This window comes from Streptomyces sp. NPDC046939 (assembly GCF_040644575.1).
Taxonomy (GTDB): domain Bacteria; phylum Actinomycetota; class Actinomycetes; order Streptomycetales; family Streptomycetaceae; genus Streptomyces.
Map to the genome: position 1 here is coordinate 185,580 of NZ_JBEYWV010000010.1, position 18,225 is coordinate 203,804.

Below are 18,225 nucleotides of genomic sequence, written 5' to 3' on the forward strand. Positions count from 1 at the left end.
CCATGATACCCGGCACGGATCACCGGCGGTTCCGCCTTGACCCTGCCGCCGCGTCAACGTTTCTACTGAGCCCATGAGGATCGGGGAGCTCGCCGCCGTCGTCGGTGTCACCACGCGTGCCATCCGGCACTACCACCATCTCGGCCTGCTGCCGGAGCCCGGGCGGCTGGGCAACGGCTATCGCGACTACGGGCTCCGGCACGCCGTCGAGCTGGCCCGGATCCGGCGGCTCACCGAGTTGGGGCTCGGGCTCGCCGAGGTGCGGGACGTGCTCGCGGACGACGCCGGGCGGGAGCTGGTCGAGGTGCTGGCGGAGCTGGACGCCGATCTGGCGCGGGAGGAGGCCGCGATCCACCGGCGGCGCGCCCGGTTGCGGGCGCTTCTCGACGACGCCGAGCGCGGGCGGCTGCTTCCCGAGGGGCCCGTCTCGCCCGAGCTCGCCGCCCTGCTGGGGGAGGTCGGGGAGCTGGCCGACGCGTCGCCGACGGCCGCCAAGGACCGCGAGATGCTGACCCTGATCGACACCACCGCGCCGCCCGAACTCCGCGACCAGCTGATGGCGGCCCTGCGTCCCACCCTCACCGACCCGGACGCCATGGAGGCGGTCCGCGACGTGTACGCCCGGCTCGACGCCCTCGCCGACGCCCCGCCCGGCGATCCCCGCGTCGCGGAGGCCGCGCGGGCGCTGGTCGCCTGCCTGCCCCCGGAGCTGCCCAGCGCGGACACGCCCGCGCAGCAGGGGTTCCTCGAGTCGGTCCTCGCCGACTTCTCCCCCGCCCAGGCCGAGGCCGTACGGCTCGCGATGCGGCTCGCCGCCGAGCGGGGTGAGGCGCGGTGAAGCGGGTGGTGCGGGCGCTGGCCTGCGTCGTGCTCGCCGTTGAGCTGGGGCTGGCCTTCTCCCTCGTCGTCGGGGTGCGGCCGCCCGCGTACGTGGAGGCCGCCGTCGTTCTCGTGGTCGTCGTCGAGGGTCTGTTGCTTCTCCTTGTGTTCCGGCGCGGTGGGGGCGGCGCCGTCAAGGACGTTCTGCCGCCCACCGCTCGTCGGCTCGTCGGGCACGAGGCGCGGGTGTTCGGGAGCCTCGGGCTGTGGGTGGCGCGGCGACGGCACGGGGTCCCGGCGGGGGCCGACCCGTTCCCGTACGCCAAGGGGCAGGCCTCGATGATGTACGCGTTCGCCTTCGTGTGCGTCGTGGAGACGTTCGGGATGTGGGCGCTGCTGCGGGACGAACCCGCGATCCACCGGGTCGTGTTCTTCCTGGACGTCTACACCGTGCTCATGGTGCTCGGGCTGCACGCGGCGGCCGTGACGCGGCCGCACGTCGTCACCGGCGACATGGTGCGGGTGCGGCGCGGGGCCCACGTCGATCTGCGGATACCGCTGGAGCGGATCGCGCGTGTGCGCCGCGAGAACCGGTTCACGCACACCCAGGCCGAGGGCGAGCTGCATCTCGACGTCGCGTCGCAGACCAGTCTCACGCTGGAGCTGCGCGAGCCGGTGCGGCATCACACCCTTCTCGGGCGGCCCAGGGACGTCGTCGTGGTGCGGCTGCACGCGGAGGAGCCGGAGCGGCTGGCCCGCGTCCTGGAGGAGCGGCTGACGCGGGCGCGGGCCGAGCCGTCGCCCGTCGCCGACTAACCTGGCGCGGGGCCGCACCCCTGCCCGTCGTACGAAGGAGATCGCCCGTGCTCGTCTTGCTGCCGCCGTCCGAGGGGAAGGCCGCCTCGGGGCGGGGCGCCCCGCTGAAGCCGGAGTCGTTGTCGTTGCAGGGGCTCGCTCCGGCGCGGGCGGCCGTCCTCGACGAGCTGGTCGAGCTGTGCTCCGCGGACGAGGAGAAGGCACGGCACGTCCTCGGGCTCAGCGAAGGGCTGCGCGGCGAGGTCGCCAAAAACGCCGGGCTGCGCACCGCCGGCGCCCGGCCCGCCGGGGAGATCTACACCGGTGTCCTCTACGACGCCCTCGGGCTCGCCTCCCTCGACGCCGCCGCGAAGAAGCGGGCCGCGCGCAGCCTCCTCGTCTTCTCCGGGCTGTGGGGCGCCGTGCGCGTGACCGACCGGATTCCGTCCTACCGATGCTCGATGGGGGTGAAGCTGCCCGGGCTCGGCGCGCTCGGCGCGTACTGGCGGGCGCCCATGGCCGAGGTGCTGCCCGAGGCCGCCGGGGACGGGCTCGTGCTCGATCTGCGGTCGGCGGCGTACGCGGCCGCGTGGAAGCCGAAGGGCGAGGTCGCGGAGCGGACGGCGACGGTGCGGGTGCTGCACGCGCCGACCCGCAAGGTCGTCAGCCACTTCAACAAGGCGACCAAGGGGCGCATCGTGCGCTCGCTGCTGACCTCGGGCGTCGCTCCCGCGTCCCCGGCGGAGCTGGTGGAGGCGTTGCGGGAGCTGTCGTACGAGGTGGAGGTGGAGGCGCCTGCCAAGGGCGGGCGCGCCTGGAGCCTGGACGTGCTCGTCGACGAAGTGCACTGAGCCCCCCGATCCCTTGCCCATTGCATCCTGCGCAACGGGCTTTGCGCAGGATGTTTCATCCGGGCAGGATGAGGTCATGACCTCCTCTGTGCTCGATCTCGCCCCCGTCGTTCCCGTCGTCGTCGTGGAGGACGTCAGCGACGCGGTGCCGCTCGCGCGGGCGCTCGTCGCGGGCGGGCTGCCCGCGATCGAGGTGACCCTGCGCACGCCCGCCGCGCTCGACGCGATCAGCGCGATGGCCGCCGAGGTCGAGGGCGCGGTCGTCGGCGCGGGCACCGTGATCTCCCCCGCGAACGTCGCCGACTCGGTGGACGCGGGCGCGGAGTTCCTGGTCAGCCCGGGGTGGACGGACACGCTGCTCGACGCGATGAAGGGGGCGGGCGTCCCGTTCCTGCCGGGCGTCTCCACCGCCTCGGAGGTCGTGGCGCTCCTGGAGCGCGGGGTGCGCGAGATGAAGTTCTTCCCCGCCGAGGCGGCCGGTGGCGTCCCCTATCTGAAGGCGCTCGCCGGGCCGCTGCCGCAGGCCCGGTTCTGTCCGACCGGCGGGGTCTCGCCCGCGAACGCCCCCACCTATCTGGCGCTGAGGAACGTCGGCTGCGTGGGCGGCACGTGGATGCTCCCGAACGACGCGATCGCCGCCAAGGACTGGGGCCGGGTCGAGAAGCTGGCCCGCGAGGCGAGCGCCCTCACGGCCTAGAGAAGCTGACCGGGAAGCGCATCGGGAAGCTCACCGCCCGGTGAACAGGTGCGCGGTCTCGTTGACCGCGCGCACGCTCGCGTTCCCGTCGGCGTAGTACGCGATCGTCGTCAGGGACGCCGCCGACAGCTCCATGCGGAACAACGCCTCGGGCGGGGCGCCGAGCGCGAGCCGCACGAGTGTCTTGACGGGCGTGACGTGGCTGACGACGAGGACCGTACGGCCCCGGTGCGCGGCGGTCAGGCGGTCGCGGACCGCCGCGACCCGCTCGGCGACCGCCGCGAAGCTCTCGCCGCCGCCGCTGGGGGCGGCGTCCGGTGAGGCGAGCCAGGCGTTCATGTCGGCCGGGTGGCGCTCCCTGACCTCCTTGAACGTGAGCCCTTCCCACGCCCCGAAGTCGGTCTCGCGTAGGTCGTCGTCGATCGCGACGCCGTCGAGGCCGAGCCGGTCGGCGACGACCTGAGCCGTCTCGCGGCAGCGCGTGAGCGGCGACGAGACGACCGCTTCGACCTGGCCCCGCGCCGCCAGCTCCGCCGCGACGCGCGCCGCCTGGTCGCGGCCCGTCGCCGACAGCTCCGGATCGGTGCCGACGCCCCTGAGGAAGCCGCTCCCGGAGAACCGCTTCTCGGGGGTCAGCGCCGTCTCGCCGTGGCGCAGCAGCACGAGCGTGGCCGGGGGGCTCATGTCAGGCCCCCCGGCTCGCGCGGTCACGGCCTTCGTACCGGTCAGAGGCCCGACTCCGCCGTACGGACCAGGATGCGGCGGCAGTTCTCGCAGCGGACGACGGTGTCGGGGGCGGCGGCGCGCACCTCGTTCAGCTCGGTGATGTTGAGCTCCAGGCGGCAGCCCTCGCAGCGGCGCTGGAACAGCTTGGCCGCGCCGACGCCGCCCTCCTTCTCGCGGAGCTTGTCGTAGAGCTTGAGGAGGTCGGCGGGGATCGAACCGGCGACGACCTCGCGCTCCTTGGTGACCGCGGCGATCTCGGTGTCGAGCTGGGCGGCGGCCTGGTCGCGGCGGGCCGTCGCGTCGTCGACCTTGGCCTGGACGGCGGCGAGGCGCTCGGACAGCTCGTTCACGCGCTCCTGCGCGGACTCGCGGCGCTCCATGACCTCCAGGACGACGTCCTCCAGGTCGCCCTGGCGCTTGGCGAGGGAGGCGATCTCGCGCTGGAGGTTCTCCAGGTCCTTCGGCGAGGTGACCGCGCCGGAGTCCAGGCGCTGCTGGTCGCGGGTGGCGCGCTGGCGGACCTGGTCGACGTCCTGCTCGGCCTTGGTCTGCTCGCGGGAGCAGTCGCTCTCCTCGGTGGTCGCGGCGACGTGCAGGTCACGCAGTTGCGCGAGGTCCTTGGTGAGCGACTCGATCTCGGCGTGCTCGGGCAGCGACTTCTTCTTGTGCCGGAGCTGCTGGAGGCGGACGTCCAGTTCCTGGACGTCGAGGAGGCGGATCTGGTCGGCGGGCGCGGCGTTCAGTTGGGGGCTCCAAAAGTAGTCAGGGGTTCGCGGTGGGACGCCGCGTGGGCGGTCCAGGGGTCGGTGACCGTACGGGAGACGTGGACGCGCAGGCCCCATCCCTCGCGGTCGGAGACCTCGTCGAGCTGGGCGGCGGCCTGTTCGCACCAGGGCCACTCGGTGGCCCAGTGCGCGGCGTCGAGCAGCGCGAGAGGTGAGTGTTCGCGGGCCTCGCTCACCGGGTGGTGGCGCAGGTCGGCGGTGAGGAAGGCGTCGACGCCGGCGGCGCGCACGGCGTCGAAGAGGCTGTCGCCGCTGCCGCCGGAGACGGCGAGCGTGCGGATCGTGGCGTCCGGGTCGCCCGCCGCGCGGATGCCCTGCGCGGTGGCGGGGAGCCGCTCGGCGGCGCGGGCCGCCAGCTCGCGCAGGGTGAGCGGGTGGTCGAGTTCGCAGACCCGGCCGAGGCCGCGGCGGCCGGTGGGGTCCGTGGGGTCGGGCACGAGGGGGCGGACGATCCGGACGTCGAGCGCTCCGGCGAGCGCGTCGGAGACGCCGGGGTCGGCCTTGTCGGCGTTGGTGTGCGCGACGTGCAGGGCCACGTCGTGTCTGATCAGGGTGTGGACGACCTTGCCCTTGAAGGTGTCGGCCGCGACCGTCGTCGTCCCGCGCAGATACAGCGGGTGGTGCGTGACCAGCAGGTCCGCGCCGAGCTTCACCGCCTCGTCGGCGATCTCCTGGACCGGGTCGACGGCGAACAGGACCCGGCCGACCTCGGCGTCCGGGTCACCGGCGACCGTGCCGACCGCGTCCCAGCCCTCGGCGAGAGCGGGGGGCCAGAGGGCGTCGAGCGCGGCGGTTACTTCAGACAGACGGGGCACGCAGACAGGTTACCTGCGCCGCGCGGCACCCCCCTGCCCGGTTCGTGAGCACACCAAGTACTTCCCTACAGCCGATTCCGGCCACGGCCACCCTTTGGTGTGAAGCGCCGGGCCGGGCGGACCCCGGAGGCAGATGCGAAAACTAGCTTCGGCTGTGCAGGTGAACGGGGTGGGGCAGCGGGGCGGGGCACCGAGCAAGCACTGGCGGACCAGGACAGTCGGAGGCGACGGATCCCATGACGGCCTTGGCCACTGAGCCCGCGGCACGGACGCGACCGCAGCCGCCGCGGCCCCCTTGCGTGATCACCGCGGACGCGACGTACGCGGCCCGGCTCGCGCACGACGGCGGGAGCCCCGGGGCGTGGTACCCCGAGCGCTGGACCCTCGACGGCCCCGAGCCGTACGCGGTGCCGCTCCCCGCCCATCAGCCGGAGGAGCCCGGGACCGCCGTGCTGCCGCTGACCGACGGCCGGGTCCTCATCCAGCGCCGGGCCGACGGCCGTCACCTGTTCTTCCTCCTCTATCCGACGGGGCCCGCGACGGGCGAGGTGCCGCTCGGGGCCGTCGAGTGCGAGGAGCTGACGCTGCTGCCGCCGGCCCCGGACGGGCGGCGCGCCTACGCCGTCTCCCGGCGCGAGGAGACGACCGACGTGTGGCTGGTGGCGGGCGGCGCCTTCGGCCCGGAGCATGTGGCCGAGGTGAGGGGCAGATGCTCGGGCGGCGTGTGGCTCGATCCCGCGGGGCGGCTGCTCGCGCTCGACCGGGAGGAGCCCGGCGGCGGCCCGGTGAAGACGGTGGCGGTGGACCTGGAGCGGGGCGGCGAGGTCTCGCCGCTGTTGCAGATCACCGAGGAGAGCGAGGACCGGCTGCTCCTCGCCGACCCGGACAGCGGTCTGATCCTGGTCCGTTCCGACGCGGTGGAGGCGGGGCGGCCCCGGCTCGGCTGGGGCGTGCTGGGCAGTACGCTGCCGGTCCGCTTCCCGCGCGCGCTGCGGCCCGCCGGGTGCACGCTGACGCCGTTCGCGGTGCAGCCGGGGCAGACGCTCACGCCGGAGGGGTGCGCGGTGGCGCTGCGCGTCGACGGGGCCGCCGGTGCGCAGGGTTCGCCCTGGCTCGGGGTGTGGCGCCCCGCCGAGGGCAGGCTGCACCAATTCCCGGCGCCGCGCGGCTGGTTGACGGGGTCCGGGTTCTGGTCGCGGTCGGGCGAGCTGGCGCTCCCGTACGCCACCGACGACGTGCCCTGCGGCCTCGCCCGGCTGCCCGCGCCGGAGCCCGCGGCACCCGAGGAGCGGGCGCCGAGCGAGCCCCCTGCGCCTGCCGCTCCGCGCCCCGTGCCCTTGGCGCAGGCACCTCTCGGTGGACGTAGGGCCAAAGGTTAGACTCGCCCGGCGCAACTGAACGATCTTGTACGGGTTTACGGGGTGAGTTTTCCGATGGTGGAAAGCAACGGTAGGGACGCGGGTGTGGACGGTGCGGTGGCGGAAGCCTCCGTCGAACAGGTTGGGCACGGGCGGCACCGGGGGACGGTGACCTCCGCGCCCGCCGCGCCGAGCGAACAGACCGAGCCGCGCGGGCGCCACCGGGGCCCCCGGGCCGAGGAGCCGCAGGCGTAGCGCGTCAGTCCCGCCCGAGCGCCAGCACCTCCGCCGCCGCGAACGTCTCCGCCGGCGGGCGCTCCCTGTAGTGCGGGGTGAGCAGCGCGTCCAGCTCCTCGTACGTGAACGCCTCCTTCGCGGTGTCGAACTTCGCGCGCACCCGCGGGCGTTCGACGATCGCGACCATGCCGCCGTGCACGACGAGGAGCTGGCCGTTGACGTGCGCGGCGGCGGGTGAGGCGAGGTAGCCGACGAGCGGGGCGACGTGCTCCGGGGCCAGCGGGTCGAGGCCGTCGCCGGGTGCGGCGGACCCGGCGAAGACGTCCTCCGTCATCCGGGTGCGGGCCCGGGGGCAGATGACGTTGGCGGTGACGCCGTACTTGGCGAGGGCCAGCGCCGTCGACGTGGTCAGGCCGACGATGCCGCCCTTCGCCGCCGCGTAGTTCGGCTGTCCCGCCGAGCCCGCGAGGAACGCCTCCGACGACGTGTTCACGATGCGGCCGAAGACGGGCGCGCCGCTCGCCTTGGCGCGCTCGCGCCAGTGGCGGGACGCGAAGTGGGTCGTGTTGTAGTGCCCCTTGAGGTGGACGCGGATGACGGAGTCCCACTCGTCCTCGGTCATCGAGAAGATCATGCGGTCGCGGAGGATGCCGGCGTTGTTGACCAGGATGTCGAGTCGACCGTACGTGTCTATCGCTGCCTGGATCAGTTGTGCGGCCTGTTCGTGGTCGGCCACGTCGCCTGTGTGGGCGGTGGCTGTGCCGCCCTGCCCTCGGATCTCTTCCGCCACCCGGTGGGCGGGGGCCGCGTCCACGTCGCCGGTGCCGTCGCGGTGCGGGCGGCCGTAGTCGTTGACGACGACGTTCGCGCCGAGGCGGGCCAGTTCCAGGGCCTCCGCGCGGCCCAGGCCGCGGCCCGCTCCTGTGACGATTGCCGTGCGGCCCTTGAGCGGCGTTGACATGGGCTTCCCTTCACCGGTCCGACTTCGAGTGCGGCGCCGTCGTGGCTGGTCGCGCCCCTGGGGAGTCACATCTCGATGCATGTCCTCAAAGCTGCACCCGTGCGCATCTGGTCCAACGCCTCGTTGATCTCTGCCAGCGGCACCCTGTGCGTGATCAGGGACTCCAGGTCGATGCGGCCCGCGCGCCACAGCGCCATGGCCCGTTCGTAGGAGCGCAGGACGTCTCCGCCGCCGTACATCGAGGGCAGAATCCGCTTCTCGTCGAAGAACAACTCGAACATGTTGAGCTGGAGGACGTCCTCCATGGCGCCCGCGCCGACGACGACGAGCGTGCCGCCGCGCCGCGTGGTCTCGTACGCGGTGCGGGCCGTGGCCGACTTCCCGACGACCTCGAAGACGTAGTCGAAGCCCTCGTCCTCGGTGAGCCGCTGCTTGGCGTCGGCCAGTTCGTCCGGGGCCACCGCCTCCGTCGCGCCGAAGCGCAGGGCCGCCTCGCGCCGCGACGCCACCGGGTCGACGGCGACGATCTGTGCGGCGCCCTTGAGCCGGGCGCCCTGGATCGCGGAGATGCCGACACCGCCGCAGCCGATGACCGCGACCGACGAACCGGCCTGTACGTCGGCCGTGTTGATGGCGGCGCCGAGCCCGGTGGTGACGCCGCAGCCGATGAGCGCGGCGATGTCGAAGGGCACGTCGTCGGGGATCGGCACGGCGCAGCCCGCGTCGACCACGACCTCCTCGGCGAAGGTGCCGGTGCCCGCGAAGCCGAACACGTCGCCGCCGGGGCGCTTGAAGTTGGGTGTGCCCGCGTTCAGGAACCCGGCGAGGCAGAGCTGGGTCTGGCCGCGCTTGCAGGCGGGGCAGGCGCCGCAGGCGGGCAGCCAGCAGACGAGGACGCGCTGGCCGGGGGTGAGGCCGGTCACGCCGTCGCCGACGTCGGTGATCTCGCCTGCGCCCTCGTGCCCGGGGACGAAGGGCGCGGGCTGCGGCAGGACGCCGGACATGGCGGAGAGGTCGGAGTGGCACAGGCCCGTCGCCCGGATGCGGATCCGCACCTTGCCGGGGCCGAAGCCGACCGCCTCGACGTCGTCGAGCACCTCTAGTTTGTCCTGGCCCGTCTCGTGCAGAACGGCTGCTCGCATGGGGTGCGGCTCCTTCGCGTCGCAGAGGTCGATGCGTTCGTTCGGTTCAGGTGTGGTCGACGACGGTGTCGGCCAGGGCCGGGGCCTCGCCGCGCTCCACCGCGACCGCCTCGACCCGGACCCGGCCGTGCTCTCGCCACATGCGGACGCGCAGCGTCTCGCCGGGGAAGACGACACCGGCGAACCGGGTGGTGTAGCGGGTGACACGGGAGACGTCGCCGTCGAGGAGGGTGTCGACGACCGCCTTGAGCGCCATGCCGTACGAGCACAGGCCGTGCAGGATCGGCCGGTCGAACCCGGCGCGCGCGGCGAAGGCGGGGTCGGCGTGGAGCGGGTTCCAGTCGCCGGAGAGGCGGTAGAGGAGGGCCTGGTCCTCGCGGATCGGGCGGTCCACGGTGCGGTCGGGCGCGCGGCCGGGGTCCGGGAGGCGGCCGGAGGGGCCGCGCTCGCCGCCGAAGCCGCCCTCGCCGCGGATGAAGACCTGCGCGTCGCTGGTCCACAGCGGGCCGTCGGCGTCGACGGCCTCGGTGCGCAGGACGACGACGGCGGCCTTCACCTTGTCGTACACGGCGGCCACGCGGGCGGTCGTGCGCGCCGCGCCCTTCACCGGGATCGGACGGTGCAGCTCGATGGTCTGGCCGCCGTGCAGGACGTGCGCGAGGTCCACGTCGATGCCGGGCGCGGCGAGACCGCCCATCATCGCCATGCCGGCGCCCGCGACCGTCGCGAAGCTCGGCAGGACGTGGAGGCGGGACTCCAGGGTGTAGCGGAGTTCGGCGGGGTCGGTGGCGGGGATGCCCGCGCCGATGCCGAGGTGGTAGAGCTGGACGTCCTTGTGGTCCCAGGTGATGTCGGTGGTGCGCTCCTCGGCGGCGAGGGCCTTCACGGCGTCGATGGGCATGGGCGGGCGCTCCTCACGGACGTGCTTCGAGACCTCGGTGCGGCCGTCCGCACCGTCGGCCGCACCGAGGTCGTCACGGGCCGGTTCTAGAACCTGTTCCATTCCGCCCCGGCGACCTCCTGTATAGCCAAGAGGCCGGGGGGTTGGGAAGGGCGCCGCCACCCCTTTCTGACGTCACGTCAGATGACATTTGTACTGCCGAGGTCCGGACGTGCGCATCTGCCGCCGCCCCGGCCCCCGTCCGTAGCGTCGTACCCATGACGACGAGGGCAACAGGGACGGCCGTCTCCTTCACGGGGGCCGTCAGGACGTTCGGGGACGTGCGCGCGGTCGACGGGCTCGATCTGGAGATAGCGGCCGGTGAGACGGTGGCGCTGCTCGGCCGCAACGGGGCGGGCAAGTCCACCGCCATCTCCCTCCTGCTCGGCCTGGACGAGCCGGAGGAGGGCCGTATCGAGCTGTTCGGCGCCGCGCCCCGGCTCTCCGTACGGGCCGGACGGGTCGGCGCCATGCTCCAGGAGGGCCGGGCGGTGCCCCGGGTCACCGTCGGCGAGCTGGTCGGGTTCGTGGCCCGGCGCTACCCGGCGCCGATGGCCGTCGCCGAGGCGCTGCGCCTCGCCGGGATCGAGGAGCTGGCGGGCAGGCGCGTCGACAAGCTCTCAGGCGGGCAGACGCAGCGCGTCCGGTTCGCCGTGGCGCTCGCCGGAAACCCCTCCCTGATCGTGCTCGACGAACCGACCGCCGCCCTCGACGTGGAGGCGCGGCACGCCTTCTGGACGTCGATGCGAGCCTTCACGCGGCGCGGGCACACGGTCCTGTTCTCCACGCACTACCTGGAGGAGGCCGACGCCAACGCCGACCGGATCGTCGTCATCGACCGCGGCCGCGTCGTCGCCGACGGCAGCGGGGAGCACCTGCGCCGGGCGGGCGGCGGCAGCCTCGTCTCCTTCGACCTCGCGGGACGCGGCTCCGAAGGGCTCGCCCTGCTGCCGGGCGTGCTCTCCGTCGAGATCCGCGGCGACCGCGCCCGGCTGCGTACCGACGACTCGGACGCGACCGTCATGGCCCTGGCCGCGCTGGACGCCGTACGGAACCTGGAGGTCGCCCCGGCCTCCCTCGACGACGCCTTCATGGCGCTGACCGCGGACCCCCGCGACCTGGAGCGTGTGTGATGTGGGACTACCTGCGGCTCGAAGTACGGCGCACCCTGCGCGACGGCAAGTTCGTCGTCGGCACGATCGCGATGCCCGTCCTGATGTACCTCCTGTTCACCAACATCGGCGCGGACGCGGGCGCCTGGAAGACCGCGTCGATGGTCGGCATGGCGGCCTACGGGGCCCTCGGCGCCGCCCTCAACACGGGCGCCGGGGTCGCCGAGGACAAGGCGATCGGCTGGCTGCGGCAACTGCGGATCACCCCGATGACCCCGCGCCAGGGCGTCATCGGCCGGGCCCTGACCGGCGCGGTGACCGTGCTGCCCGCGATCACGGCGGTGCTCCTCGCGGGCGCCCTCGTCAACGGCGTACGCATGGACGCCTGGAAGTGGCCGGTCATCGCGCTGCTGCTGTGGGCGGGCTCGCTGCCCTTCACCCTGCTCGGCCTCGGCAACGGCTACCGCCTCACCTCCCAGGCCATGGGCGGCATCAACATGCTCTGCTACCTCGGCCTCGCCGTCCTCGGCGGCCTGTGGTTCCCCGTCGAGCTGTTCCCCGGCTGGCTGCGGCACGTCTCCGCCTTCACCCCCACCAACCGCTTCGCCCAGCTCGGCCGGGCCGTCGCCGACGGACACGCGCCCTCCCTCGCCGCGCTCGCCGTGCTCCTCGGCTGGCTGCTGACGTTCGGTTCGTACGCTGTGGTGTCGTACCGCAGGTCGGCGCGGACCGCCTGAGCGGGCGTACGGGGAACGACGGAGAGTGACGCGGATGTCCTGGTGGTCCAAGGTCAACGGGCAGTTCCACGAGCTGCGCGCGGTGCAGACCGAATGGAAGGCCGAGCACGCGCGCGTGAAGGCCGAACGCCGGGCGCGCGGTGAACACGGCCGCCCGGCCGAGGAGCTGGGCCCCCCGCCGACCGGCTTCACGCTCCTGCCCTGGCTGCTCCTCGGCCTCGGCGCGTTCTCCAACATCGTCCAGGGCAAGACCGGCAACCCGTGGCTCGGCGGCCTCGGCCTGCTCGCCTTCAACTCCCTGTACGTGTACGTCGTCTTCCGCGCGTTCCACAAGGAGAGCCGCACAGCGGTCTCCACCCGCGTCGCACTCGGCCTGATGACCGTGCTGACCTGCGCACTCGTCCTCGGCTTCGGCGGCACCTGGCTGGCCTTCTTCCCGCTGCTCGGGCTCGCCGCGGGCGCCGTCCTGCGCGGCCCGCACCTCGGCAGGGCGGGGCTCGCGCTGAGCGCGCTGGCCGGGATCGTCGCCGGGTCCAAGGAGGGCTGGGACGCGGTCGCCGTCGTCTACGGCACGTTCCTCTCCATGATGGTGACCGCCGCGATCCTCTCCCTGTCCGAAGCCGTACGTGAACTCCGCGCCGCCCGCGAGGAGCTGGCGCGGCGCGCCGTGGAGAAGGAACGGCTGCGCTTCTCCCGCGACCTGCACGACCTGCTCGGGCACACCCTCTCGGTGATCGTCGTGAAGTCGGAGGCGGCGCGGCGGCTCGCGCCGCACAGCATCGACGCCGCCCTGGAACAGGTCACCGACATCGAGGCGGTCGGCCGCCAGGCGCTCACCGAGATCCGCGAGGCCGTCACCGGGTACCGCGAGGGCAGCCTCGCCACCGAACTCGACCGGGCCCGCTCCGCGCTCACCGCCGCCGGCATCGAACCGGTCGTCCGCCAGTCGGGGCCGCCGCTGTCCGCCCAGACCGAGGCGCTGCTCGGCTGGGTCGTGCGCGAGGCCGTCACCAACGCGGTCCGGCACAGCGCGGCCACGACCTGCACGATCTCCGTCGAGGGCGCGGCGGAGAAAGTACGGCTGCGGGTCGCCGACGACGGGGTGGGGAGCGGTGCGGCCGCCGAGCCCGGGACCGGCGGGACCGGCGGGACCGGCGGGACCGGTCTCAAAGGGCTCACCGAGCGGCTCGCCACGGCGGGCGGCTCCCTCGAAGCGGGGCCCGGCGCGCGCGGCGGATTCGTGGTGCGGGCCGAACTCCCCACCGGGGAACCCGAACCGGCGCCGGGCGCCGCGTCGGCCCCGGCCGTCCCGGCCGCCGGACGCGGCCCGGCCACGTAATCTGCCCCCGTGACGGAAATGCCGCAGGACCACCGGCCCGCCAAGAACGTGCGTCTGCTCCTCGCCGAGGACCAGCAGATGATGCGGGGCGCCCTCGCGCTGCTGCTCGGACTCGAAGCGGACATGGAGGTCGTCGCACAGGTCTCCGCCGGTGACCTCATCGTCGGCAAAGCCCTCGAATGCCGCCCCGACGTGGCCCTCCTCGACATCGAACTGCCCGGCCTCAGCGGGCTCGACGCGGCGGCCCAGCTGCGCGAACAGGTACCGGACTGCCGGGTGCTGATCCTCACGACGTTCGGGCGGCCCGGGTATCTGCGGCGGGCCATGGAGGCCGGTGCGGCCGGGTTCCTCGTCAAGGACGGGCCCGTCGAGGAGCTGGCGGAATCCATCCGCGCCGTCCTCCGGGGGGAGACCGTGATCGACCCCGCGCTCGCGGCGGCGGCGCTCAGCGCCGGGCCCAATCCGCTGACGGCGCGGGAAGGGGATGTGCTGCGCGCGTCCGCCGACGGGGCGACCGTCTCCGACATCGCCGGGAAGTTGTGTCTCTCCGAGTCGACCGTGCGGAACTATCTGTCCTCGGCCATCGGGAAGACCGGGACGCGGAACCGGACGGAGGCGCTTCGGGAGGCGCGGCAGCAGGGGTGGGTGTAGCGCCGGGTGCGGGTTGTAGGTGGCTGGTCGCGCAGTTCCCCGCGCCCCTGAAATGCGCACTTCGTGCGCCATTTCAGGGGGCGCCCATGGGGCTGCGGCGGAGCCGCAAGCCCCCAGGGGCGCGGGGAACTGCGCGACCAGCCACGACGGCGCGGCACCCGGCAACGCCCCCTACTCGGCCACGGCGCGCTCCCGCGGCATGAACCCCAGCAGCACCACCACCGCGACGACCAGGATCCCCGCCCCCCAGAGGAACGCCCCCGCATAGCCGCGGGCCAGCGCAGAGGGATCCGCCGAACCCGCGGAGCGACTCGTCGCGACCGTGGAGAGGATCGCCAGCCCCAGCGCCCCGCCCAGCGTCCGGCTCGTGTTGATGAGCCCGGAGACGAGCCCGGCGTCCCCCGGCGCCGCCCCGGACGTCGCCAAGGAGGCGAGCGGCGTCATCGCGAACCCGGCCCCGGCCATCATCACGATCCCGGGCAGCATGATCGTCAGGACGTACGTGCCGTCCGCGGTCATGGTCGACTGCCAGGCGAACCCGGCGGCGGTGACGAGGACACCGGCGACGGCCACGTTCCGCGCCCCGAACCGTGGCATCAGGCGGGGCGCGATCTTCGACCCGGCGACGACCGCGAGGGAGCTGGGCACGAGGGCGAGGCCCGCCTCGATGGGGGTGTAGCCGAGGACGTTCTGGGCGTAGAGGGTCATGAAGAACCACATGGCGAAGCTGCCCATGCCGCAGACGAACATCGCCGCGTTGGCGGCGGCCACGGACCGCACCCGGAACAGGCCGAGCGGCATCAGCGGAAGCCTCGTACGGGCCTCGACGAGCAGGAAGGCGGCGATCAGCGCGAGCGCGACGCCGAGCGGGACCAGCGTGGAGGGGGCGCCCCAGCCCTCCGCCTCCGTCTGCACGATGCCGTACGCGAGGAGGGCCGTGCCCGCGGTGACGAGGACCGCGCCGGGCAGGTCGAGGCGGCGTTCGCCACCGGCCTTGGACTCGCGGATCCAGCGGGCGGCGGCCGCGAGGACGACGGCGCCGAGCGGCACGTTGATGAGGAGGACCCAGCGCCAGTTCAGGCCCTCGGTGAGGACGCCGCCGACGAGGCCGCCCGCCGCGCCGCCGCCCGCGCCGACGGCGGTCCAGGTCGCGATGGCGCGGGCCCGTGCCGCGCCCTCGGGGACGGCGGAGGTGAGGATGGTGAGGGTGGACGGGGCGAGCACGGCGGCGCCGAGGCCCTGCACGGCGCGCGCCGCGAGGAGCTGCCAGTCGTCCTGGGCGATGCCGCCCGCGAGGGAGGCGAGGGTGAACAGGCCGAGGCCGACGAGGAACATGCGCTTGCGCCCGAAGAGGTCCCCCGCGCGTCCGCCGAGCAGCATGAACCCGGCGAACGCGATCGAGTAGGCGTTCACCACCCATTGCAGACCGCCCGCGCTCATCCCGAGGTCGGTGCGCATGGACGGCAGGGCGACGTTGACGACGGACACGTCGAGGACGACGAGGAACTGCCCGGCACACGCCACGGCCACGACGAGCCAGGCGGGCGGGGCGGGTCTGCGGGCGGATATGTCGGCGCCGGTGTCGGTGCGTACGTCGGGGGAGGTTCTCGGCATACGTGTCATGGTCGCAGGCGCACCGAACCCCGTACATCCGGATTTCGTTGCACCCCCCATGGGCCCAAAGCCATACGCCCCGGGACCTAAGGCTCGCCGTAAAGACCCCGAGCTGCTGTGGTTCACGGGCGGCGACCCGGCCCCGTTCAGCCGTGAGCACCTGCGTTCCTGGTACGGGTCGCGCTCCGCGCAGGCGGACCGGCTCGATCTGGCCGTGACCGACCGGGTCAGCGGCGAGCTGGTCGGTGAGGTCGTGCTGTACGACTGGGTGCCGGAGCACCGCCGCTGCACGTTCCGCACGCTGATCGGCCCGCGCGGGCGCGGCCGGGGGCTCGGCACCGAGGCGGTCCGGCTGATCGTCGGCCACGGGATCGAGGCGCTCGGCCTGCACCGCATCGAGCTGGCGGCGTACGCGGACAACGAGCGGGCGCTGCACGTCTACGGGAAGGCCGGCTTCGTCCGGGAGGGCGTGCGCCGCCAGGTCGAGCTGCGGGACGGGGTGTGGCGGGACGAGGTGCTGATGGCCGTCCTCGCCGAGGAGTGGCGTCCCGCGCGGTGAGCGGGGGTCAGCGGAAGGCCGCGTGGCCCGTCAGGGCCTGGCCGAGGGCGAGGGTGTGCATCTCGGTCGTGCCCTCGTAGGTCAGGACGGATTCGAGGTTGTTGGCGTGGCGGATCACCGGGTATTCGAGGGAGATGCCGTTGGCGCCGAGGATCGTGCGGGCGGTGCGGCAGATCTCGATGGCCTCGCGCACGTTGTTCAGCTTGCCGAAGCTGATCTGCGCCGGGTGGACCCCCGAGTCCGAGTCCTTCAGGGCCGAGAGGTGGAGCGCGGTCAGGGTCGCCTTGTGGAGTTCGAGCGCCATGTCGACGAGCTTCTGCTGGGTGAGCTGGAAGCCCGCGATCGGCTTGCCGAACTGCTCGCGCTGGAGCGCGTAGTCGCGGGCCGCCTGCCAGGCGGAGCGGGCGGCGCCGGTGACACCCCAGACGATGCCGTAGCGGGCTTCGTTCAGGCAGGTCAGCGGGGCGCCGACGCCGCGCGCGTCCGGGAGCTGGGCGGAGGCGGGGAGGCGTACGCCGTCCAGGACGAGTTCGCTGGTGACCGACGCGCGCAGCGACATCTTGTGCTTGATGGGCGGCGCCGAGAAGCCGGGGGTGTCGGTGGGGACGACGAAGCCGCGTACGCCGTCCTCGGTCTGCGCCCAGACGACGGCGACCGCCGCCACGGAACCGTTGGTGATCCACATCTTGCGGCCGTCGAGCACCCAGTCCCCGCCGTCGCGCCGGGCCCGCGTCGTCATGGACGCCGGGTCGGAGCCGTGGTCGGGCTCGGTGAGGCCGAAGCAGCCGATGGCCTCGCCCGCGGCCATGCGCGGCAGCCACTCCCGCTTCTGCTCCTCGGAGCCGAAGCGGTGGAGGGCGAACATGGCGAGGGAGCCCTGCACGGAGACGAAGGAGCGCAGCCCGGAGTCGGTGGCCTCCAGCTCGCGGCAGGCGATGCCGTAGGCGCGGGCCGACATCCCGGCGCAGCCGTACCCCTCCAGGTGCATGCCGAGGAGGCCCATCGTGCCGAACTCGCGGGCGAGCCCGGGAAGGTCGGGCAGTTCGCCGGACTCGAACCAGTCCGCGATGTGCGGTTCGACCTTGTCGTCGAGGAACTGACGCACGGTGTCGCGCACGGCCCGCTCCTCGTCGGTGAGGAGGGCTTCGAGGTTCAGCGGGTCGACGGGGTCGAGGGCGGGGAACGGCATGGGGCTCGGGCTCCTCAGTGACTGCGGTGACTGTGCCGACTGGCCTGACCCGTCCACCTTCCGTCAGCGGGGCGGGCCGGTCCAGGGCACGGCACCGTACCGACCGGGTGGTTAGGATCACGCTGCCCGTCGGCGCGCGACGGGGTATAGGGGACGGGGGACGCATGACGTTCAGGAGGGCCGCGCTGTCGGCCGTGGTGCTTGCCGCTCTCGCGGCGGGCTGCGGTGATCAGCGGGGCGGGGAGAGCGCCGCCGACGCGTACCGCCGTACGCATCCGACGCCCACGGCGATCTCGACGCCGCCCACGCCGAAGGACCACCGCTGCCCCGGCGAGGAGCCGTCCCCGGCGGCGTCCGCGCCGTCCGGCGGGACGCCGACCACCCAGCCCGGTGATCACTACGCCGAGAACCACGGGTTCCGGGTGCCGTTCGCGCTGCACGGCGAGAGGCGCTGCGAGGGGCTCGCGGCCGTCACCCGCATCCGCCGGGCCCTTGAGCCGCTGCGCGAGCGCGGCGACCTGAAGGAGCCCAGCACGCGCGCGGCGCTGACCCGGCTCGGCTTCCCCGAGGATGCCGTGCGGTCGTACGCGGACGGGGGCGGCGTCGGCTTCCTCGTCACCGTCGACGACGCGCCGGTCTGCGTGGAGGGCTCGCTGTCCCGGGCCGGGGTGGAGGCGGACGCGTTCGGCGGCTACCCGGACAGCACGGGCTGCGACATGCCGTCGGGCGGCCACTGAGCCGCCAGTTGACGCGGCGTCAGGTGACAGGGGCGGTGGACGGCGGGGTCCGGCAGGTGAACAGTGTGGCCCCGCGTGTAAACAACAGGTCAAGGTTCGGCCTCGTACGACGATCATCGGAATAGTCGCCCGAGGAAACAGGTTCGAGCTACACGCAAGCT

At 73.6% G+C, this 18,225-nt stretch carries 19 protein-coding genes and 1 pseudogene; 12 read left to right on the forward strand and 8 right to left on the reverse strand.

All coding sequences use genetic code 11. The features are described 5' to 3' along the window. The first annotated feature begins 73 nt into the window (after positions 1 to 73). From ABZ877_RS13865 to eda, 4 genes are all read left to right on the forward strand, one after another. The gene (locus ABZ877_RS13865; RefSeq protein WP_361069366.1) at positions 74 to 838 is read left to right on the forward strand and encodes a MerR family transcriptional regulator; all 765 of its coding nucleotides are present in this window, start codon (positions 74 to 76) and stop codon (positions 836 to 838) included. After that, a complete protein-coding gene (locus ABZ877_RS13870; protein WP_361069369.1) occupies positions 835 to 1,635 on the forward strand; it encodes a hypothetical protein in 801 nt (266 codons plus the stop codon). The genes ABZ877_RS13865 and ABZ877_RS13870 overlap by 4 nt, the downstream gene beginning before the upstream one ends. Before the next feature lie 47 nt (positions 1,636 to 1,682). Continuing rightward, a complete protein-coding gene (gene yaaA / locus ABZ877_RS13875) occupies positions 1,683 to 2,465 on the forward strand; it encodes a peroxide stress protein YaaA (protein WP_361069371.1) in 783 nt (260 codons plus the stop codon). A 76-nt stretch (positions 2,466 to 2,541) separates the two neighbouring features. After that, on the forward strand, positions 2,542 to 3,162 hold the full coding sequence (eda, locus tag ABZ877_RS13880) for a bifunctional 4-hydroxy-2-oxoglutarate aldolase/2-dehydro-3-deoxy-phosphogluconate aldolase (protein ID WP_361069374.1): 621 nt from the start codon (positions 2,542 to 2,544) through the stop codon (positions 3,160 to 3,162). Between the two features lie 30 nt (positions 3,163 to 3,192). On the opposite strand, the pseudogene ABZ877_RS13885 reads toward eda, so the two are convergent. The 3 genes and pseudogenes from ABZ877_RS13885 to ABZ877_RS13895 all read right to left on the reverse strand — a co-directional run. Further along, positions 3,193 to 3,852, reverse strand: a pseudogene (locus ABZ877_RS13885) (histidine phosphatase family protein); the annotation flags it as partial. A gap of 35 nt (positions 3,853 to 3,887) precedes the next feature. Then, positions 3,888 to 4,631 carry a C4-type zinc ribbon domain-containing protein gene (locus tag ABZ877_RS13890; RefSeq protein ID WP_361069476.1) on the reverse strand — a complete coding sequence of 248 codons (744 nt, stop codon included), beginning with the start codon at positions 4,629 to 4,631 and terminating at the stop codon, positions 3,888 to 3,890. Continuing rightward, entirely contained in the window at positions 4,628 to 5,488 is an 861-nt protein-coding gene (locus ABZ877_RS13895; protein ID WP_361069376.1) for a Nif3-like dinuclear metal center hexameric protein, read from the reverse strand. Before ABZ877_RS13895 ends, ABZ877_RS13890 begins: the two co-directional genes overlap by 4 nt. Before the next feature lie 236 nt (positions 5,489 to 5,724). Here ABZ877_RS13895 and ABZ877_RS13900 point away from each other — a divergent pair, with 236 nt between their 5' ends. Together ABZ877_RS13900 and ABZ877_RS13905 are read left to right on the forward strand one after the other, a co-directional pair. Continuing rightward, on the forward strand, positions 5,725 to 6,867 hold the full coding sequence (locus ABZ877_RS13900; RefSeq protein WP_361069379.1) for a hypothetical protein: 1,143 nt from the start codon (positions 5,725 to 5,727) through the stop codon (positions 6,865 to 6,867). A gap of 54 nt (positions 6,868 to 6,921) precedes the next feature. Continuing rightward, on the forward strand, positions 6,922 to 7,101 hold the full coding sequence (locus tag ABZ877_RS13905) for a hypothetical protein (protein WP_361069382.1): 180 nt from the start codon (positions 6,922 to 6,924) through the stop codon (positions 7,099 to 7,101). Between the two features lie 4 nt (positions 7,102 to 7,105). Here ABZ877_RS13905 and ABZ877_RS13910 read toward each other — a convergent pair whose 3' ends face one another. The 3 genes from ABZ877_RS13910 to ABZ877_RS13920 form a co-directional block, all read right to left on the reverse strand. Continuing rightward, on the reverse strand, positions 7,106 to 8,044 hold the full coding sequence (locus tag ABZ877_RS13910) for a 3-oxoacyl-ACP reductase (RefSeq protein WP_361069385.1): 939 nt from the start codon (positions 8,042 to 8,044) through the stop codon (positions 7,106 to 7,108). A 65-nt stretch (positions 8,045 to 8,109) separates the two neighbouring features. Continuing rightward, a complete protein-coding gene (locus tag ABZ877_RS13915; RefSeq protein ID WP_361069388.1) occupies positions 8,110 to 9,186 on the reverse strand; it encodes a Zn-dependent alcohol dehydrogenase in 1,077 nt (358 codons plus the stop codon). 46 nt (positions 9,187 to 9,232) lie between these two features. Beyond that, on the reverse strand, positions 9,233 to 10,087 hold the full coding sequence (locus ABZ877_RS13920) for a MaoC/PaaZ C-terminal domain-containing protein (protein ID WP_361069479.1): 855 nt from the start codon (positions 10,085 to 10,087) through the stop codon (positions 9,233 to 9,235). A gap of 257 nt (positions 10,088 to 10,344) precedes the next feature. On the opposite strand from ABZ877_RS13920, the gene ABZ877_RS13925 reads away from it, so the two are divergent. The 4 genes from ABZ877_RS13925 to ABZ877_RS13940 are packed head-to-tail and all read left to right on the forward strand — an operon-like array spanning position 10,345 to position 13,965. Further along, positions 10,345 to 11,259 carry an ABC transporter ATP-binding protein gene (locus tag ABZ877_RS13925; protein ID WP_361069391.1) on the forward strand — a complete coding sequence of 305 codons (915 nt, stop codon included), beginning with the start codon at positions 10,345 to 10,347 and terminating at the stop codon, positions 11,257 to 11,259. Next, positions 11,259 to 11,975 carry an ABC transporter permease gene (locus ABZ877_RS13930; protein ID WP_361069482.1) on the forward strand — a complete coding sequence of 239 codons (717 nt, stop codon included), beginning with the start codon at positions 11,259 to 11,261 and terminating at the stop codon, positions 11,973 to 11,975. Before ABZ877_RS13925 ends, ABZ877_RS13930 begins: the two co-directional genes overlap by 1 nt. 34 nt (positions 11,976 to 12,009) lie before the next feature. After that, entirely contained in the window at positions 12,010 to 13,314 is a 1,305-nt protein-coding gene (locus ABZ877_RS13935) for a histidine kinase (RefSeq protein ID WP_361069393.1), read from the forward strand. An 18-nt stretch (positions 13,315 to 13,332) separates the two neighbouring features. Then, positions 13,333 to 13,965: a response regulator transcription factor gene (locus ABZ877_RS13940; RefSeq protein WP_361069485.1), complete on the forward strand. Its 633-nt coding sequence runs from the start codon at positions 13,333 to 13,335 to the stop codon at positions 13,963 to 13,965. Between the two features lie 171 nt (positions 13,966 to 14,136). Here ABZ877_RS13940 and ABZ877_RS13945 read toward each other — a convergent pair whose 3' ends face one another. Beyond that, positions 14,137 to 15,579: an MFS transporter gene (locus ABZ877_RS13945; protein ID WP_361069396.1), complete on the reverse strand. Its 1,443-nt coding sequence runs from the start codon at positions 15,577 to 15,579 to the stop codon at positions 14,137 to 14,139. Positions 15,580 to 15,637: 58 nt separating this feature from the next. Here ABZ877_RS13945 and ABZ877_RS13950 point away from each other — a divergent pair, with 58 nt between their 5' ends. Beyond that, positions 15,638 to 16,138: a GNAT family protein gene (locus ABZ877_RS13950; RefSeq protein WP_361069399.1), complete on the forward strand. Its 501-nt coding sequence runs from the start codon at positions 15,638 to 15,640 to the stop codon at positions 16,136 to 16,138. A 7-nt stretch (positions 16,139 to 16,145) separates the two neighbouring features. Here ABZ877_RS13950 and ABZ877_RS13955 read toward each other — a convergent pair whose 3' ends face one another. Further along, a complete protein-coding gene (locus ABZ877_RS13955) occupies positions 16,146 to 17,327 on the reverse strand; it encodes an acyl-CoA dehydrogenase family protein (RefSeq protein ID WP_361069402.1) in 1,182 nt (393 codons plus the stop codon). 164 nt (positions 17,328 to 17,491) lie between these two features. Here ABZ877_RS13955 and ABZ877_RS13960 point away from each other — a divergent pair, with 164 nt between their 5' ends. After that, positions 17,492 to 18,064, forward strand: a complete 573-nt coding sequence (locus ABZ877_RS13960; protein WP_361069405.1) for a hypothetical protein — start codon at positions 17,492 to 17,494, stop codon at positions 18,062 to 18,064. Positions 18,065 to 18,225 lie beyond the last annotated feature (161 nt).